Annotated in this window: 11 protein-coding genes; 6 read left to right on the top strand and 5 right to left on the bottom strand. The window is 70.0% G+C overall.

Annotated features, from left to right (window positions below; genetic code table 11):
• Positions 1 to 49: 49 nt before the first annotated feature.
• Positions 50 to 196: a hypothetical protein gene (locus SOM13_RS11900; RefSeq protein ID WP_320479832.1), complete on the bottom strand. Its 147-nt coding sequence runs from the start codon at positions 194 to 196 to the stop codon at positions 50 to 52.
• A 43-nt stretch (positions 197 to 239) separates the two neighbouring features.
• Here SOM13_RS11900 and SOM13_RS11895 point away from each other — a divergent pair, with 43 nt between their 5' ends.
• Both SOM13_RS11895 and SOM13_RS11890 read left to right on the top strand, forming a co-directional pair.
• A complete protein-coding gene (locus SOM13_RS11895; protein ID WP_320479831.1) occupies positions 240 to 959 on the top strand; it encodes a hypothetical protein in 720 nt (239 codons plus the stop codon).
• Positions 960 to 1,114: 155 nt separating this feature from the next.
• A complete protein-coding gene (locus tag SOM13_RS11890; RefSeq protein WP_320479830.1) occupies positions 1,115 to 2,401 on the top strand; it encodes an Nramp family divalent metal transporter in 1,287 nt (428 codons plus the stop codon).
• Positions 2,402 to 2,470: 69 nt separating this feature from the next.
• Here the strand turns inward: SOM13_RS11890 and SOM13_RS11885 are convergent, their stop codons facing one another.
• The 4 genes from SOM13_RS11885 to SOM13_RS11870 all read right to left on the bottom strand — a co-directional run bounded on the left by SOM13_RS11885 (position 2,471) and on the right by SOM13_RS11870 (position 13,194).
• Positions 2,471 to 6,103: a hypothetical protein gene (locus SOM13_RS11885; RefSeq protein ID WP_320479829.1), complete on the bottom strand. Its 3,633-nt coding sequence runs from the start codon at positions 6,101 to 6,103 to the stop codon at positions 2,471 to 2,473.
• A gap of 127 nt (positions 6,104 to 6,230) precedes the next feature.
• A complete protein-coding gene (locus SOM13_RS11880) occupies positions 6,231 to 10,238 on the bottom strand; it encodes a hypothetical protein (RefSeq protein ID WP_320479828.1) in 4,008 nt (1,335 codons plus the stop codon).
• A 68-nt stretch (positions 10,239 to 10,306) separates the two neighbouring features.
• Positions 10,307 to 10,732, bottom strand: coding sequence for a hypothetical protein (locus SOM13_RS11875; protein WP_320479827.1), 426 nt, complete (start codon positions 10,730 to 10,732; stop codon positions 10,307 to 10,309).
• Positions 10,733 to 10,833: 101 nt separating this feature from the next.
• Positions 10,834 to 13,194, bottom strand: a complete 2,361-nt coding sequence (locus tag SOM13_RS11870; RefSeq protein ID WP_320479826.1) for a hypothetical protein — start codon at positions 13,192 to 13,194, stop codon at positions 10,834 to 10,836.
• Between the two features lie 249 nt (positions 13,195 to 13,443).
• Here SOM13_RS11870 and SOM13_RS11865 point away from each other — a divergent pair, with 249 nt between their 5' ends.
• The 4 genes from SOM13_RS11865 to SOM13_RS11850 are packed head-to-tail and all read left to right on the top strand — an operon-like array spanning position 13,444 to position 17,547.
• Positions 13,444 to 14,577, top strand: a complete 1,134-nt coding sequence (locus tag SOM13_RS11865) for an ABC transporter substrate-binding protein (RefSeq protein WP_320479825.1) — start codon at positions 13,444 to 13,446, stop codon at positions 14,575 to 14,577.
• Positions 14,578 to 14,588: 11 nt separating this feature from the next.
• Positions 14,589 to 15,506 (top strand): ABC transporter permease, encoded by a 918-nt coding sequence (locus SOM13_RS11860; RefSeq protein ID WP_320479824.1) that lies wholly within the window; start codon positions 14,589 to 14,591, stop codon positions 15,504 to 15,506.
• Positions 15,503 to 16,477 (top strand): ABC transporter permease, encoded by a 975-nt coding sequence (locus SOM13_RS11855; RefSeq protein WP_320479823.1) that lies wholly within the window; start codon positions 15,503 to 15,505, stop codon positions 16,475 to 16,477. The genes SOM13_RS11860 and SOM13_RS11855 overlap by 4 nt, the downstream gene beginning before the upstream one ends.
• Positions 16,474 to 17,547 (top strand): ABC transporter ATP-binding protein, encoded by a 1,074-nt coding sequence (locus tag SOM13_RS11850; protein ID WP_320479822.1) that lies wholly within the window; start codon positions 16,474 to 16,476, stop codon positions 17,545 to 17,547. Before SOM13_RS11855 ends, SOM13_RS11850 begins: the two co-directional genes overlap by 4 nt.
• Positions 17,548 to 17,566 lie beyond the last annotated feature (19 nt).

Here is a 17,566-nt window from a genome sequence, read left to right as displayed (position 1 = left end):
ACCCATCACCGCCGACACTCGTGAAGCCCCGGAGCCGAGGAGGCGCGGGTCAGCTCGAGCGGCCCATCGCGATGAACGCGGCCGCGACCAGGCCGAGACCGGCGACGGTCATCGCGCTGATGAGGATGGTGAAGAAGAGCTCGGTCATGGGGGTCTCCGTCCGATCGGGTGCGGTGGTCTCGGACGATCCTGTCACGGGCCGCATGGTAGAACGGTGGTCGGACCACCGAGAGGCTTCTGTGCAGTCGACCCGCACCTCCTTCCGTTCGTCGCTCGGGCTCGTGGCGGTCGTCGCGGTCGCCGTCGGGCTGGCCGGCTGCTCCGCCCCCGAGGGGCCCCGCGGCACGGTCGCGGCCGCCGAGCTCGAGGGGCTCCTGCCCGGTGCCGACGAGGTCTCCGCCGCCACCGACGACGAGGGAGGCGCGTGGCGGCTCGAGCAGGCGACCTCGGCCGACGGCACCTCGGCCCCCGACCCTGCGGCGGGCTCCGACGCGGCATCGGGCGCGGGTGACGGCGACCTCGGGATCTGCGCGATGGACTTCCGGAGCTTCACGGCGGCCGAGACCCTGCCGTCCGCCTCGGCGGTGTTCACCCGCGAGCGTCAGCAGTTCACGACCGGCGTCGTCTCGCGTGACGACGCGGCTGCGTACATCGCGGCCCTCCGCGACGAGCTGGCCGGCTGCCCCGCGACGACGACCGCGGGCGTCAGCGGCACGGAGAGCAGCTTCACGCTGACCCCGTTCGACGAGCCGCTCGCCGAGGCCGACGAGTCCGCCGCCGTCTGCTTCGGCTACGCCGCGTCGTTCGGCGGCGCCCCCGCCCGTGGTCACGCCTGCCAGGTCGCGCAGGGCGATCTGGTCACGCTGTCGTGGGTGCTGGCGCCGACCGACCGCGAGGCGCTCGACGCGGCCGCGTTCGCCCGTCTGGTCGATCTGTCGGTGGCGACCAGCGCCTCCTGAAGCACTCGACGCCGTCGCGCCCGGGTGGCGCGAGACACGCGTACCCGCTTGACTGGGGTGGACGACGCGCGACGCGTGTCGCCCAGGTCGAGCAGCGACGCCCGGACCGGAGGCACTGCTCGACGTTCGATGACGAACGATCCGAGAGGACCCCCATGGCCGCCAGCCCGGACATCCCGCGCACCGACGACCTGACCACCCCCGTCTCCGCCAAGCGGTGGCGCATCATCGGACCCGGCCTCGTCGTCGCGGCCACCGGGATCGGAGCGGGCGACCTCGTCGCCACCCTGGTCGCGGGGTCGCGGTTCGGCTACGCGCTGGCCTGGACGGTCGTGATCGGCGTCGTGATCAAGATCGCGCTGGTCGAGGGGGCCGGTCGCTGGTCGCTCGCGACGGGCCGCACGATCTTCGAGGGCTGGCGGTCGCTCGGCCGGTGGACGACTGTCTACTTCGGCGTCTACATCGTCGTCTGGGGCTTCGTCTACGGTGCCGCCGCGATGAGTTCGTCGGCCCTGCCCCTGCAGGCGCTCTTCCCCACGGTCGATCTCAAGGTCTTCGCCATCGGGGCCGGAGTGCTCGGCGGCGTGATGGTCTGGTTCGGCCGGTACTCGTTCTTCGAGAAGATCATCGCGTTCTTCGTGGGCGTGATGTTCGTCACGGTGGTCGGGTCGGCGATCGTGACCCTGCCCAACCTCGGCGACATCCTGACCGGTCTCGTGCCGACCATCCCCGAGGGCGGCCTCGTCGTGGCCCTCAGCGTGACCGGCGGCGTCGGTGGCACGATCACGCTCGCCGCGTACGGCTACTGGCTGCGCGAGAAGGGCTGGAACAGCCCGGGGTGGATGCGCGTCATGCGCCTCGACAACGGGGTCGCGTACGTCGTCAGCGGGATCTTCGTGTTCTCGATGCTGGTCGTCGGCGCCGAGCTGCTGCACTCGGCCGACATCGCCCTGACCGACGGCGAGGGCGGGCTCGTGCAGCTCGCGGCCGTGCTCGGCGAGCGGTACGGCACGTTCATGACGTGGTTCTTCCTGATCGGGTTCTTCGCGACGTCGTTCTCGTCGATCCTCGGGGTGTGGAACGGCGTCTCGCTGATGTTCGCCGACTTCGTGGGCACCCTGCGCGGTCTCGACGCCGACGACCCGCGTCGCCGCATCGGAGGCACGTACTACCGGGCCTTCGTGATCTGGCTGACGGTGCCCCCGATGGCGATCCTCTTCCTCGACCGGCCGATCGGCCTGATCGTGCTCTACGGCGTGCTGGGCGCCCTGTTCATGCCGTTCCTCGCGATCACGCTGCTCTGGCTGCTGAACTCGTCGCGGACTCCCGCCGAATGGCGCAGCCGATGGCTGAGCAACACGATGATGACGATCTGCGCCGTGCTGTTCGTGGTGCTCGGGGTTCAGCAGCTCGTGACCGAGGTCGGCAAGCTGTTCGCCTGAGCGGCTGCCCCCGGGAAGCCGAGGAGGCGCGGGTCGAGATGACCCGCGCCTCCTCGTCTCTCTGTGCGACTACTCCGCGGTGTTGAAGCGGATCGTCTGGCTGCCGTTGGCGATGCCGGCGCGCTCGCTGGTGACCGTGAAGGTCACCGGGGCGGTTCCGACCCAGCGGCGGACCGTCCACGAACCGTCGTACTGCACGGTCGCGACCGAGGGTGCCGCCGAGGTGCCGTCGCTGATCGAGACCTTCGACCAGGTCGTGCCGGTGCCCGTGAAGGTCACGAAGCCGGGGGCCGTGTGAGAGTCGCCTTCCACCGGAGCCGTCACCACGAGGTCACCCTGGGCGACCTGGTCGGAGAACAGACGCAGGGTCTGCTTCGTCTCGTCGCCGGTGACCGGGGTGTGGGTCACGGTGAAGGTGATGAACCCGTTGCCGAGCCAGCGCTGGATGCTCCAGCGGCCGCGGCTGTCGACCTCGGTCTCGAGCGGCGCCAGACCGGGTGCCGCGATCGTGACCTTGTCTCCGGTCGTGCCCGTGCCCGAGATCGCGACGTTGCCCGGGGTGAAGGTGCCACCATCGGTGTGACTGCCGATCGTGAAGTCACCCACGACGTCGCCGACGTTGAACTCGATCGTCTCGCTGCCGTTGGAAACGCCGCCTCGTTCGCTCGAGACCGTGAACGTCGTCGCCGCCGTGCCGACCCAGCGGCGGACCGTCCACGAACCATCGATCTGAACGGTCGCGGTCGACGGCGCAGCCGACGTGCCGTCGCTGACCGAGACCTTCGACCAGGTCGTGCCGGTGCCCGTGAAGGTCACCCAGCCCGGCTGAGTGTGACCGTCGCCGTCGACCGGCGACGTCACCACTAGGTCACCCTGGGCGACCTGGTCCGAGTACAGACGCAGCGTCTGCTTCGTCTCGTCACCCGTGACCGGGGTGTGGGTCACCGTGAAGGTGATGAATCCGTTGCCCAGCCAGCGCGGGATCGACCACTCACCCGCAGCGTTCACCGTCGCCTCGAGAGGCGCCAGACCCGGTGCCGTGAACGTCACCTTGTCACCGGTCGAACCCTTGCCCCGGAACACGATGTTGCCGGGGGTGAAGGTGCCGCCATCGGTGTGGCTGTCGAGGCTGAACGCCTGACCCGAGACACCCGTGTTGAACTCGATGGTCTGCGAACCGTTCTGCACATCAGCCCGCGACGAGGTCACCGTGAAGGTCGTCTTCTCCGTGCCCACCCAGCGGCGTGCCGACCACGTGCCGTCGTACTGCACGGTCGCCTTCGTGGCGGCCGTGTCGGAGCCGTCGCTGATCGACACCGTCGACCACGTCGTCCCCACACCCGTGAACGTCACCCAACCCTGCTGCGTGTGACCGTCGTCGTTCCGAGGCGTCGTGACCGAGAAGTCCTGCTCGACGACCGCGTCCGAGAACAGGCGGATGTTCTCGATCGTGTTCTCCCCCGACGCAGCCTTCTGCGAGACCGACATCGTGTACGACGCGTTGCCCAGGTACCGGACCGCACTCCACGTGCCATCGGCACGCACCTCGGTCGACACACCCGCACCGGTCGACGGCGCCACCGTCACCGTGGCACCCGGCGTGCCGGTGCCCGAGAACGTCACATCACCCGGAGTGAACGTGTCACCATCGGCGAGGTTGTCCAGCGTCACATCCGCATACGACGATGCGAACGTCACCGGAGCGGAACCAGTGGCCTGGAATCCGCCCTGGGCGCTGGTCCCGACGAACGTGTAACCCATCGCGTTGCCGTCGACATCCGCAGCGTCAGCCGGGGTCGTCACCGCGATCTTCCACCGCAGGACCTCATCCCGGGGGCTCTGCCAACCCGGGGTCCCGTTCGCCGCGGTGTCCCAGGTGTAGGTGTAGGTGCGACCATCGGCCGACCGCACTCCGCCCTTCAGCTGCATGCCCGCGGTGTTCTCCCGACCGTCACGGACGTAGGCCCCGGTGATCTCGTCCTGCCCCGCGTCGAACACCGTGCCTTCCGGGGCGGTCACCGTGACCTCCGCAACGGGCAGACGCAATGCATCACCGGCGACCTTCGTCTCGAACGTCACCTCCGTGTCGGCGCCCCGCGTGAGCTCCACCGGAGCCATCGCGACGGGAGCTATCGAACCGAAGTCGCCCACGACCGTCACCGGCGCACTGCCCGCGGCGCGGAACGCACCCTGCGTGCTCGTGCCGGCGAGCACGAACTGCATCGCGTTGTCCTCGACGTCGGCCGCGTCGGCCGGCGTGACCACGGCGATCTTCCACCGCAGGATCTCGTCCTTCGGGCTCTGCCAGGCGTCCGCACCGTTCGCCTCGGTGTCCCAGGTGTAGGTGTAGCTGCGACCATCGGCCGAACGATCACCGCCGGTCAGCCGCATCCCCGCGGGGTCCTCCTGCCCGTCACGGACGAACGCACCGGCGATCTCGTCCTGCCCCTCGGCGAACGTCGTCCCCTGCGGCGCGGTGAGCGTCACCTCCGCGGACGGGCGACCCAGGAACTCATCGGCGACCTTCGCCTCGAACGTCACCTCACGCTCAGCACCCCGCGACAGCTCCATCGGAGCCATCGTGTTCGCCGCCAGCGCCCCGAAACTCGCCTTGGTCGACACAGGCACGGCCCCCGGAGCACGGAAGCCGTTCAGCATCGCCTGGCCGGAGTAGACGAATCCGAGCATGTTGTTCGGGCGTTCAACGGCCTGAGGGTCAGCGAGGACCTTGACGGTGTACTCGATCTGGCCCTCGGCCTGCAGTTGGACCGTGCTGCCCGAGACGGTTCTATCGAACGTCAGCGTCTTGCCGCCATTCGTGACGACTCCGCCTGCCAGCCCCACGGAATAACTCCAATCGACCCAATTCGAGTCAGGAGAACTGCGGATCATCGCTGTAGCAGTGCTCTGATCCGGGAAGGTCATTCCCTCCGGGGCGGTCAACGTCAGGCGAGGGTCCACGGCGCCGGTCAAGCGCGTCGCGCGCAGGCGCACCTTGACGTCCGACACCTCACCAGGAGCGACGTTGAACGAGCCCGTCGGAGCCGCGACGAACGGACCGATCTGATTCGCCGACGTCGTCCGCACGGTTCCTGAGGCGCTGAAATCCTGAAGCATCGCCTGGCCGGAGTAGACGAATCCGAGCGTGTTGTTCGGCCGGTCCACGGCCTGAGCATCTGCTCGGACCTTGACGGTGTACTCGATCTGGCCCTCGGCCTGCAGTTGGACCGTGCTGCCCGAGACGGTTCTATCGAACGTCAGCGTCTTGCCGCCATTCGTGACGACTCCGCCTGCCAGCCCCACGGAATAACTCCAATCGACCCAATTCGAGTCAGGAGAACTGCGGATCATCGCTGTAGCAGTGCTCTGATCCGGGAAGGTCATTCCCTCCGGGGCGGTCAACGTCAGGCGAGGGTCCACGGCGCCGGTCAAGCGCGTCGCGCGCAGGCGCACCTTGACGTCCGACACCTCACCAGGAGCGACGTTGAACGAGCCCGTCGAAGCCGCGACGAACGGACCGACGTCGGCTGCGGGCGTGGCGGCAGCCGGCTCAGGCGCGAAGGATGCGGCCGGTGTGACCGCGCTCATCGACGGAGCCGGTGCCGCGACGGCACCCGGGCCGAAGGCGAGTCCTGAGACGACGGTGGCCGTCGCCAGGGCCGCGGCGCCCAGGCGCTGCGGGGTGGTGTTCTTCTGCTTCATGGAGCGGTTGCTTCCTTCATTCTGGCCGTCGATCGACGGCGTGTGTGGTGCGGGGGTGGGCTGAGGCGCGGGGAAGCCGGGGAGGCGCGGGTCGTATCGACCCGCGCCTCCCCGTCTCTCTGTGCGACTACTCCGCGGTGTTGAAGCGGATCGTCTGGCTGCCGTTTTCGATGTCGGCGCGCTCGCTGGTGACCGTGAAGGTCACCGGGGCGGTTCCGACCCAGCGGCGGACGGTCCACGAACCGTCGTACTGCACGGTCGCGACCGAGGGTGCCGCCGAGGTGCCGTCGCTGATCGAGACCTTCGACCAGGTCGTGCCGGTGCCGGTGAAGGTCACCCAGCCCGCGGCGTCGTGGCTGGCACCGTCCAGCGGTGCCGTGACGACGAGGTCACCCTGGGCGACCTGGTCCGAGAACAGACGCAGGGTCTGCTTCGTCTCGTCGCCGGTGACCGGGGTGTGGGTCACCGTGAAGGTGATGAACCCGTTGCCGAGCCAGCGCTGGATGCTCCAGCGGCCGCGGCTGTCGACCTCGGTCTCGAGCGGCGCCAGACCGGGTGCCGTGATCGTGACCTTGTCACCGGTCGTGCCGGTGCCCGTGATCGCGACGTTGCCCGGGGTGAAGGTGCCGCCATCGGTGTGGCTGCCGATCGTGAATCCGTCCGCAGTCTCGCCGACGTTGAACTCGAGCGTCTGGCTGCCGTTGGCGATGCCGCCTCGTTCACTGGAGACCGTGAACGTCGTCGCGGTCGTCCCGACCCAGCGGCGGACCGTCCATGAACCGTCGACCTGAACGGTCGCGGTCGACGGCGCGGCCGAGGTGTCGTCGCTGACCGTGACCTTGGACCAGGTCGTGCCGGTGCCCGTGAAGGTCACCCAGCCCGGCTGGTCGTGGCTCGCGCCATCGATCGGCGCGGTGACGATCAGGTCACCCTGGGCGACCTGGTCCGAGAACAGACGCAGGGTCTGCTTCGTCTCGTCACCCGTGACGGGGGTGTGGGTCACCGTGAAGGTGATGTACCCGTTGCCCAGCCAGCGCGGGATCGACCACTCACCCGCAGCGTTCACCGTCGCCTCCAGAGGCGCCAGACCCGGTGCCGTGAACGTGACCTTGTCACCGGTCGACCCCTTCCCACGGAACACGATGTTGCCCGGGGTGAAGGTGCCGCCATCGGTGTGGCTGTCGAGGCTGAACGCCTGACCCGAGACACCCGTGTTGAACTCGATGGTCTGCGAACCGTTCTGCACATCAGCGCGGCTCGAGGTCACCGTGAAGGTCGTCTTCTCGGTGCCCACCCAGCGGCGTGCCGACCAGGTGCCGTCGTACTGCACGGTCGCCTTCGTCGCGGCCGAGTCGGAGCCGTCGCTGATCGACACCGTCGACCACGTCGTACCCACACCGGTGAAGGTCACCCAGCCCTGCTGCGTGTGCCCCGCACCAGCGGCCGGCGTCGTGACCGAGAAGTCCTGCTCGACGACCGCGTTCGAGAACAAGCGGATCTTCTCGATCGTGTTCTCACCCGTGGCAGCGACCTGCTTCACCGACATCGTGTACGACGCATTGCCCAAGTACCGGACCGCACTCCACGTGCCATCGGCACGCACCTCGGTCGACACGCCCGCGCCGGTCGACGGCGCCACCGTCACCGTCGCACCAGGCTGACCGGTGCCCGAGAACGTCACATCACCCGGGGTGAACGTGTCACCATCGGCGAGGTTGTCCAGCGTCACACCCGCATACGACGACACGAACGTCACCGGAGCGGAACCCGTGGCCCGGAACCCGCCCTGGACGCTCGTCCCGACGAACGTGTAACCCATCGCGTTGTCGTCGACATCAGCAGCGTCAGCCGGGGTCGTCACCGCGATCTTCCACCGCAGGACCTCGTCACGCGGGCTCTGCCACTGCGGCACGCCGTTCGCCGCGGTGTCCCAGGTGTAGGTGTAGGTGCGGCCGTCCTCCGAACGCTCGCCGGTCATCTTCATGCCGGCGGAATCCTCTCGTCCGTTACGGATCCAGACACCCACGATCTCATCCTGGCCCGCGGCGAACACCGTTCCCTCGGGCGCGGTCAGCGTGACATCCGCCACGGGCAGACGCAACGCATCGGCGGCGACCTTCGTCTCGAACGTCACCTCCGTGTCCGCGCCCCGCGTGAGCTCCACCGGAGCCATCGCGACGGGCGCCATCGAGCCGAAGTCGCCTACGACCGACACGGGCGCGGAGCCCATGGCACGGAATGCGCCTTGGTCGCTCGTCCCGACGAACGAGTAATCCATCGCGTTGCCGTCGACATCCGCCGCGTCAGCCGAGGTCGTCACCGCGATCTTCCACCGCAGAACCTCATCCTTAGGGCTCTGCCACCCCGTCGCACCGTTCGCCGCGGTGTCCCAGGTGTAGCTGTAGGTGCGACCGTCATCCGACCGCATTCCACCCGTCAGCTGCATCCCCGTGGGGTCCTCCTGACCGTCACGGACGAACGCACCGGCGATCTCGTCCTGCCCCTCGGTGAACGTCGTCCCCTCAGGGGCGGTCACGGTGACCTCCGCTACGGGCAGACGCAACGCGTCAGCTGCGACCTTCGTCTCGAACGTCACCTCCGTGTCGGCGCCCCGTGTGATCTCCACCGGAGCCATCTCCACCGAGGCGAGGGGTCCCGTCGAGGCCGCGACCTCGACGTCGACGTCGACGCTGTCGAGCACATCGCCGTTGAAGAGCGTCTGGGTGATCTCGACGGTCGTCGTCCCGATCGGGAGATCCGACAGCGGCAGGGAGTACGTCCCGTCCTCCGCGGTCTCGACCTCGACACCGCGCGCCGACACCGTCGATCCCGTCGTCGCTGCACCCGTGATCGTCGCCGACCGTGCGAGGTCGTCCACGACGACCTTCGCCGTCAACCCGCGCTCGGCACGCATCGCCTCGTCCAGAACGAAGGGATGTGCAGTCGACAGGCCACTCAGCTGGACGTAGGTTCCTTCACCGCGCGAACGGATCGCCCTGGCGTCCTCACCGACAGGCGCGAGCCCCTTCTCAGCGCCCTGCTTCGCGGGAACCTCGACCCACTGCCACTGCTGCGTCTCCGACCCGTCGCACCCGCTGATGCCGACGTGCGACGACGCTGCACTGACCCACGTCAGACACGAGTCGGAATCATCACCGACACCGCGCACCAAGCCGGTCCTCCCGACCTTCGGCACCGACCAGAAGCTCGCGTTCGCCTGCGCCTCGGCGACCGTCCCTCCCTCGACGGGCCGCATCGCGTCCGGATCCAGACGAACACCGAAGGCGTCGGTCTCCGAGACCGCCATGGCCAACGGCCCCACAAGACGGACGCTGTCGATGACGAGATCGACCGTCGCGGTACCGGACACGGCCCCGTTCGGAAGCGTCTGAGTGACCTCGATCGAATGCGTTCCTTCGGGGAGGCCGGCGAACGACAACTCGTACGAGCCGTCCTCGCCGACCTCGACCGACTCGCCCCGAGCAGAGACGGTCGCCCCGGTCGTCGCGACACCCGAGACGGAGCCCTTCTCGCCATCCGCCACCGCGGTCAACTCGCGCTCCGGGAGCATGCGCTCGTCCATCACGAGGGGACGCTTGCCCCCGCCGCTCAGCAGGAACAGGAACGTCCCCGCGCCTCGGGGGACGAGACCGTTGTTCGACCTGGCGACGGGCGCGAGGGTCTTGTCGAACCCCTGAACGGAGTTCGCGTCGGTCCAGGTCCAGAGCTGCTCGGAGGAGTCGGAGCATGTCGCGAAGGCCAGGTAGGTGAAGTTGTACGTCGGGATCAGACAGCGGTCATCGTTCGCACCCGTTCCGCGCACCTGCCCCTGCTGGCCGACGGCCGGCAGCGAGAACCAGCTGGCGTCGTCGACGGTGGTCGTCCGCATCGTGTCGGGGTCGATGCGGAGACCGTACTGGACGTCGTCGGAGCTGTTGATGACCAGCGGTCCGACACGACGTGTCGACTCGGCCTCCGCGTTCTCGCTCGTGGCGCTGGTGACGGTCGTGCCCCGCTCGGCGCTGGGGGCCGCGACGGCCCCGGGGCCGAAGGCGAGCCCTGACACGACGGTGGCCGTCGCGAGTGCGGCCGCACCCAGGCGCTGCGCCGGGGTGTTCTTCTTCTTGTTCGTCATCTGGTGATGTGTTCTTTCTTTCTGGCCGTCGAGGGACGGCGTGAGGGGAGGGGTCTGTCGGCGCCGGGTCATCGGGCGCTGACGGCGACGTCGTCGGCGCCGGTGGCCACCTCGGGGGCGTCTCCGCCGTGGGTGACGGTGTTGCCGAACGAGAGGTTGTTGATCGTCTCGACGGACTCGACGTCGACCGTGTTGCCGTCGCTCTCGAGGATCAGGTTCGTGACCGGGCCGAGCGTGATGGTGTTGCCCGAGCCGATGATGTCGACGGTCTCGCAGCCGTCGGGCAGCTCGTACTCGGTGTCGTTGTCGACGAACGTGGCGATGCCGTCGATGCACTCGCCGGTCGGCTTCGGGAAGTCCGTGGCCGCGGCGGTCTCCGAGGAGGCGGGGGTCGGCGTGGCCTCGTCGGCCTCGGTCGTGCCGCTGGTGCAGCCGGTCAGGGCCAGCGCGGCGAACGCGATACCGGCGGTGGTGGTGAGGAGTGTGCGGCGCATGGTGGTCCGTTCTGTCGTGTGGCGGCGAGCCGGGCGGCACGCCGAAGGGGAAGCTGAGAGGGGAGGGGAAGCAGGAGGAGAGACGGCCTTCGTGCGGAGCGTCACCGGCCCGCCCCGAGGCGGATCTCGTGACGACCGTTCTCGACGTCTGCGCGGGCGCTGGTCACCGTGACGGTGACGGGCCCGGCGCCGATCCATCGGCGCACGGTCCACGAGCCGTCGTACTGGACGGTGGCGACCGAGGGCGGTGTGCCGGTGCCATCGTCGATCGAGACCCGTGACCAGGTCGTACCGGTGCCGGTGAAGGTGACCCAGCCGGCCTGCGAGTGGTCATCGCCGTCGACCGGAGTCGACACGACCAGCTCGCCCTGCGGCACCTGGTCGGAGTAGAGCCGGAGCTGCTGCTCGGTCGACTCGCCGCCCGTCGTCGTGTGGGTCACGGTGAAGGCGATCGAGCCGTTGCCGAGCCACCTCTGGATCGACCAGCGACCGCTGAGGTCGACCCGCGCCTCCAGCGGGGCCAGGCCGGGTGCGGTCAGGGTGACCGTGTCGCCGGTGGATCCGGTGCCCGAGAAGGTGATCGCGCCGGGGGTGAAGGTGCCGCCGTCGGAGTGACTGTCGATCGTGAAGGGCCGGTCGGTGACACCCGTGTTGAATGCGACGGTCTCGGACCCGTTCTCGACGTCGGCCCGGGAGGACGTCACCGTGAACGAGGTCGGCTCGGTGCCGACCCACCGCCGTGCCGTCCATGAGCCGTCGTACTGCACGGTCGCGGTGGTCGGGGCGATGGCGGAGTCGTCGGCGATCGACACCCTCGACCAGGTCGTGCCCGTGCCCGAGAAGGTCACCCACCCCTGCGCCGCGTGACCATCGCCGTCCGAGGGAGACGCCAGGGTGAAGTCGCCCTCGGCCACGGCGTTCGAGAACAGACGGATGCCCTCGATGGTGTTCTCACCCTCGGAGGAGGTGTGCGAGACGGTCAGGGTGTACGCGCCGTTGCCCAGGTAGCGCACCGCGCGCCAGGTCCCGTCGGGGCGGACCTCGGTCGAGACGGGGGCGCCCGAGGCCGGTGCGATGGTCACCGTCGCGCCGGGGAACCCGGAGCCGGTAAACTCGACCTCGCCCGGAGTGAAGCGATCACCGTCTGCGAAGTCGTCGAGGGTCCCGTCGCGGTACCGGTCGACGAACGAGACCGCCGAGCGACCGAAGACGTGGAAGGCCCCGCTGTTCGCCGTGCCGGAGTGCAGGAGGCCTAGCGAGCCCTGGTCGGCGACGCCGAACGGGGTGCGCACGACGGCCTCGAACCGCAGCCGGGACCCGGCCGGGAGGCGGAAGCCGCCGTTCGTCGTGTCGGCGTCGTAGGTGAGGGAGGTCGCGTCGGCCGACGGGGTGCCCCCGGTCAGACGCAGATAGGCGGACTCGCGCCAGTCGCGAGCCCCGGGCAGCAGGTAGGCCACCGGCCGATCATCGGCCGAGGCGAACGTCGTCCCGGCCGGCGCCGTGAAGGTGACCGTCGAGTCCATCGAGGTCAGCTCGGCGGTCGTCTCGACCTGGGCGGTCACCGCGCTGTCCAGCCCGCGGGGGATCTCGGCCGACGGCAGCTCGACGGGGGTGAACTCGCCGGAGGCCGCCGGGACCTCGACATCGAGCGTCGTCGTGCCGTGCACCTCGTCGTTCGGCAGGGTCTGGGTGACCACGAGCGAGGTGACGCCGACCTCGAGATCGGTCAGCGTGAGCGTGTACTCGCCGGTCTCGCCGACGACGACCGACTCGTCGCCGATCGAGACCGTCGACCCCGTGGAGGCGACCCCCGAGACCGCTGCCGAGCGCTCCATCGCGTCGACGACGGCCGACGCGGTGATCTCGCGCTCGGCGAGCATCGCCCCGTCGAGGGCCATCGGCCGCGTGTACGAGGCCCCGTCGACGGCGTGCACGTAGGTGCCGGCACCGCGCGGTGCGATCGCCCGTGCCGTGGCGGTCGACGGCGAGAGCGCCTTCGAGAAGCCCTGCCGCTCGGTCGTGTCGGTCCACTGCCAGTCCTGCTGGGCGGAGGCGTTGCAGCTCGCGATCGTGACCGTGCCGTTGCTCGGCGACGCCTTGGTCAGGCAGCGATCCGCCTTGTCGCCGACACCACGCACCGGGCCGACCTGGCCGACGGCCGGCACCAACCAGTAGTCGGCCTCGGCCTGCGCCTCGGCGAGGGTTCCGCCGCCGCCGGTGCGCATGGTGTCGGGATCGGCTCGGAGGCCGAAGGCGTGGGTCTCGCTCTGGACGATCGCGAGAGGCCCGACGAGGCGGGTGGATTCGGAGGCGATGACGACGGGCGTGCTGCCCGAGGCCCTAACCGACGGGTCGCCCGGCGAGGCGTCCGCGGCAGCGGCTGCTCCGTCGGCGATGCCGCCGAGCACGGTCGCCGTGGCGAGCGCGACTGCTCCGACTCGGAGTGCGGTCCTTCTCGTCATGTGTTCTGGTCTCCCCTGGTGTCATGCCCGGCGGGTCCCGGTGACAATGCGTCAAATATTACCAGAGGAATTCGTATATCGCATGCTAATACGTGTGATGCATGAGCTAGGACGACGCCAGCCGTTCATCTGCGCGACGTGCGGCGGCATCCCCACCGTCGCCGCGCCTCCCTACGGTGCTCGTGGGTCGACCGGCACCCCTTCGTCGCTCCCCGCGACGAGCCTCGGCCCCGCACCCGAAGGATCCCGATGCTCGCCAAGCGCCACCTCGCCGGAGCCGCCACCCTCGCCGCCCTGGCCCTGGGCCTCACCGCCTGCTCGTCCGCCGACGCGGGGAGCTCAGGAGGCGCGGCGAGCGGCACCGACGCCGCCACCGCCACCAGCGCGGAGGACCTCGGCGGCATGGACCAGCTCGTCGCCGCCGCCGAGGCCGAAGGCGAGCTGAACGTCATCGCGCTGCCCGACACCTGGGCGAACTACGGCGAGATCATCGACGCCTTCGAGAACGAGTACGACATCACCGTCAACTCGGACAACCCCGACGTGTCGAGCGCCGAGGAGATCACCGCGGCGCAGAACCTGAAGGGGCAGGACGGCGCCCCCGACGTCTTCGACCTCGGCTCGGCCGTCACCCTCGAGAACCTCGACCAGTTCGCGCCGTACAAGGTGACGACCTGGGACGACATCGCCGACGATCGCAAGGACGCCGACGGCAGGTGGGTCTACGACTACACCGGTCTGATGTCGATCGGCTACGACGCCGACGCCGTGCCCGAGCCGACCAGCCTCGACGACCTGCTCGGCGACGAGTACAAGGGCAAGGTCGCCCTGAACGGCGACCCGACCCAGGCCGGCGCCGCAGCGGCAGCGATCCAGTGGGCCGCCCTCCAGGACGGCGGCAGCGTCGACGACATCACCCCCGGTGTCGACTTCTTCGGCGAGCTGAACGACGCCGGCAACTTCCTGCCGACCGACCCGACGCCCGCCACCATCGCCTCGGGCGAGACCCCCGTCGTCTTCGACTGGAGCTACAACAACCTGGCCGCCGCGGCCGACGCCGGCGGTCGCGACTGGAAGACAGCCGTGCTGCCCGGCACGGCCCTCGCCAGCTACTACAACCAGGCCATCAACGTCGACGCCCCGCACCCCGCGGCCGCCCGACTGTGGCAGGAGTTCATCATGGGCGACACCGCCCAGAACCTCTACCTCGCCGCCGGCGCCTACCCCGTCCGACTCGACGCCATGGTCGAGGCCGGCACGGTCGACCAGGGCGCCCTCGACGCGGTCGGCGAGCAGCCCGCCGACACCGTGCAGTTCACCAGCGAGCAGACCGAGGCCGCCTCGGCGGTCCTGGCCGAGCGCTGGGCCGCCGTGATCGGCTGATCGTGACGACCGTGGCGAGAGGGGCGGAGTCGTCGACCCGCGCCTCCTCGACCTCCGGCGGCGTCGACTCCCCCCGGGGTCGGCGCCGCCTGCCGGCGTGGTGGGGGCTGACCCCGTTCGCGCTCTACGTGCTGGCGTTCCTGGTGCTGCCGTGCCTGCTGGCGCTCGGCACCGGCTTCGTCGACGGCGACGGCCGGTTCACCCTCGACAACATCGCCGTGCTCGGCGAACCCAGCGTGCTGCGCGCGTTCGGCAGCTCGGCGCTGGTCTCGGGCGTGACCGCCGTGGTCGGCGCCGTGCTCGGCGCCGTCGTCTGCTGGGGTCTCACCGCCCTCCGCCCCGACGGGCTCGTGCGCGGGTTCGTCGACTCGGCAGCCAGCGTGCTCGCCCAGTTCGGCGGCGTCATGCTCGCGTTCGCCTTCACGGCCACGATCGGCATCCAGGGGGTCGTCACGCAGCTGCTGCTGACCCGCTTCGGGGTCGACGTCTTCGCCGACGGCGTCTGGTTCTACCAGGTGCCCGGCCTGCTGCTGCCCTACATCTACTTCCAGGTGCCGCTGATGGTGATCACCTTCATGCCGGCCGTCACCGGACTGCGTCCGCAGTGGCAGGAGGCGGTGGCCACCCTCGGCGGCACGGGGTGGCAGCACTTCGCCCGCGTCGTGGTGCCCGTGCTCACGCCCGCATTCGTCGGCAGCCTGCTGCTGCTGTTCGCGAACGCGTTCTCGTCGTACGCGACCGCCGCAGCGATCATCAGTCAGGGCGCCCAGATCGTGCCGCTGCAGATCCGCGCGGCGCTCGTCAGCGAGACGGTGCTCGGTCGCGAGAACGTCGCCGGAGCCCTCGCGCTCGGCATGGTCGTCGTGATGGTCGTGCTGATGTCGCTGTACTCGGTGCTGCAGCGTCGGACCGAGCGGTGGCAGCGGTGACCGGCGTCGGTGTGTCGACCCGCGCCTCCTCGGGGCGCGCCCCCTCGGCGGGCGGCCCTGCGGGGCGTGCCTCGACGACTGCGCGCAGGGTCGCGCTCGGCGTGGTCGGGCTGGTGTTCGCCGTGCCGATCGCCGCGATGGTCGCGTTCTCGCTGCGGAGCGCCGACGGCAGCGGGCACGACCTGAACCACTGGCTCGCGATCGTCGACCCCGAGAACGAGCGGGCGTATCGCAACCTCGTCGAGGGCGTGACGAACTCGCTCGTGCTGGCCGTCGTCGCCGCGCTGCTGGTACTCGCGCTGCTCGTGCCCGCCATGGTGCTCGTGCACCTCCGCTACCCGCGACTCGCGCGCCCGCTCGAGCTCGTCTGCCTCGTGCCGATCACGGTGCCGGCCATCGTGCTCGTCGTCGGACTCGCGCCGGTCTACTCGGTGGTGACGCGCATCGCCGGGTCGGGCGCCTGGACGCTCGCGCTGGCCTACGGGATCACCGTGCTGCCCTACGCGTACCGGGCCGTGCAGTCCGACCTCACCGGCACGGATCTGCGCACCCTCACCGAAGCGGCCCGCACCCTCGGGGCCGGCTGGGCGCACACCTCCGTGAGCGTCGTCGTGCCGACGCTGCGCCGGGGGCTGCTCGCGGCCGCGTTCATCACCGTCGCCGTCGTGCTCGGCGAGTTCACCATCGCGTCGCTGCTCAACCGCGTGACGCTGCAGACGGCCCTGGTGCAGGTCTCGCGGAGCGACCCGTACGCCGCGGTCATCTTCGCCCTGCTGGCGCTGGGCTTCGCGTTCGCGCTGCTCGTCGTGATCGGGCGCGTCGGCACTCGCGGGCCGGGCTCATCGCCCGCGGTCTCGGCAGGCGCCGCGTCTCCCGCCGGTGCTGCTGCCGGTGCCGTCACGCGCGCCGCGCCTGTCGCTTTCGCTCCCTCTGCTCCTCCTGCTCCGCCCGCTCGAAAGGCCCGCTCGTGACCGCCACCCTCACCGCCCCGATCGACGTCGACCGGCGCGCTGGCGCGGCCGTCGAGTTCCGCTCGGTCGTCAAGGACTTCTCGGGGCACCGCGCCCTCGACGGCGTCTCGCTGTCGCTGCGACCAGGCGAGCTCTTGGCCGTGCTCGGGCCGAGCGGCTGCGGCAAGACCACCGCGTTGCGGGGCCTGGCGGGTCTCGAGAGCGTGACGAGCGGCAGCATCACCATCGACGGCGACGATGTCGTCGGCGTGCCGACCCATCGCCGAGACGTGGGCATGGTCTTCCAGGCGTACTCGCTCTTCCCGCATCTGACGGTGCTGCAGAACGTCGAGTTCGGTCTCCGGATGCGCCGCGTCGGGCGCACGGAGCGCACGAGCCGTGCGCGCTCGATGCTCGAGCTGGTCGGCCTCGGCGACCTCGGCGAGCGCTACGCCCACCAGCTCTCGGGCGGGCAGCAGCAGCGCGTCGCCCTGGCCAGGGCCCTCGTCACCCGGCCCCGCGTGCTGCTGCTCGACGAGCCGCTCAGCGCCCTCGATGCGAAGGTGCGGGTGCATCTGCGCGATGAGATCCGTCGGATCCAGCGCGAGCTCGCCATCACGACGATGTTCGTCACCCACGATCAGGAGGAGGCGCTCGCCGTCGCCGACCGCGTCGCCGTCATGCGGGCCGGGTCGATCGAGCAGATCGGCACCCCCGAGGAGCTCTACCGCGAGCCGTCGTCCGCGTTCGTCGCGGAGTTCGTCGGCACGAGCAACCGGGTGCGGGCCGAGGTGGTCGACGGGCGCGTGCGCCTGCCGGGCTGCCGTGAGATCGAGGCGGTCGGGTCGCCGGCCGACGGCGCCGTCTGGGCCTGGGTCCGCCCGGAGGACGTCGTCTTCACCGACGATCCGCACGCGATCGCCGGCACGGTCGAGTCGGTGTCGTTCAGAGGGGCGGTCTCGCGGACGACCGTGCGGACCGACCCCGGCACGGTGCTCACCCTCGACCACCGCCCCGAGGTCGGCCGCCCGATCGGCACCGAGGTGCTCGTCTCGTTCGTCCCCACCGCCGTGGCGGTCGTCCCGGTCTGATCGCCCCGGTCTGATCGCC

Source organism: Frigoribacterium sp. CFBP9030, assembly GCF_034045195.1.
Classification (GTDB): domain Bacteria; phylum Actinomycetota; class Actinomycetes; order Actinomycetales; family Microbacteriaceae; genus Frigoribacterium.
This window is presented reverse-complemented; position numbering and strand designations above follow the sequence as displayed.

What these genes read in the sequence shown, in the direction of transcription:
- SOM13_RS11890 (WP_320479830.1), top strand. Translation starts at nt 1,115, where the DNA reads ATGGCCGCCAGCCCGGACATCCCGCGCACCGACGACCTGACCACCCCC.
- SOM13_RS11870 (WP_320479826.1), bottom strand. Translation starts at nt 13,194, where the DNA reads ATGACGAGAAGGACCGCACTCCGAGTCGGAGCAGTCGCGCTCGCCACG.
- SOM13_RS11875 (WP_320479827.1), bottom strand. Translation starts at nt 10,732, where the DNA reads ATGCGCCGCACACTCCTCACCACCACCGCCGGTATCGCGTTCGCCGCG.
- SOM13_RS11880 (WP_320479828.1), bottom strand. Translation starts at nt 10,238, where the DNA reads ATGACGAACAAGAAGAAGAACACCCCGGCGCAGCGCCTGGGTGCGGCC.
- SOM13_RS11885 (WP_320479829.1), bottom strand. Translation starts at nt 6,103, where the DNA reads ATGAAGCAGAAGAACACCACCCCGCAGCGCCTGGGCGCCGCGGCCCTG.
- SOM13_RS11865 (WP_320479825.1), top strand. Translation starts at nt 13,444, where the DNA reads ATGCTCGCCAAGCGCCACCTCGCCGGAGCCGCCACCCTCGCCGCCCTG.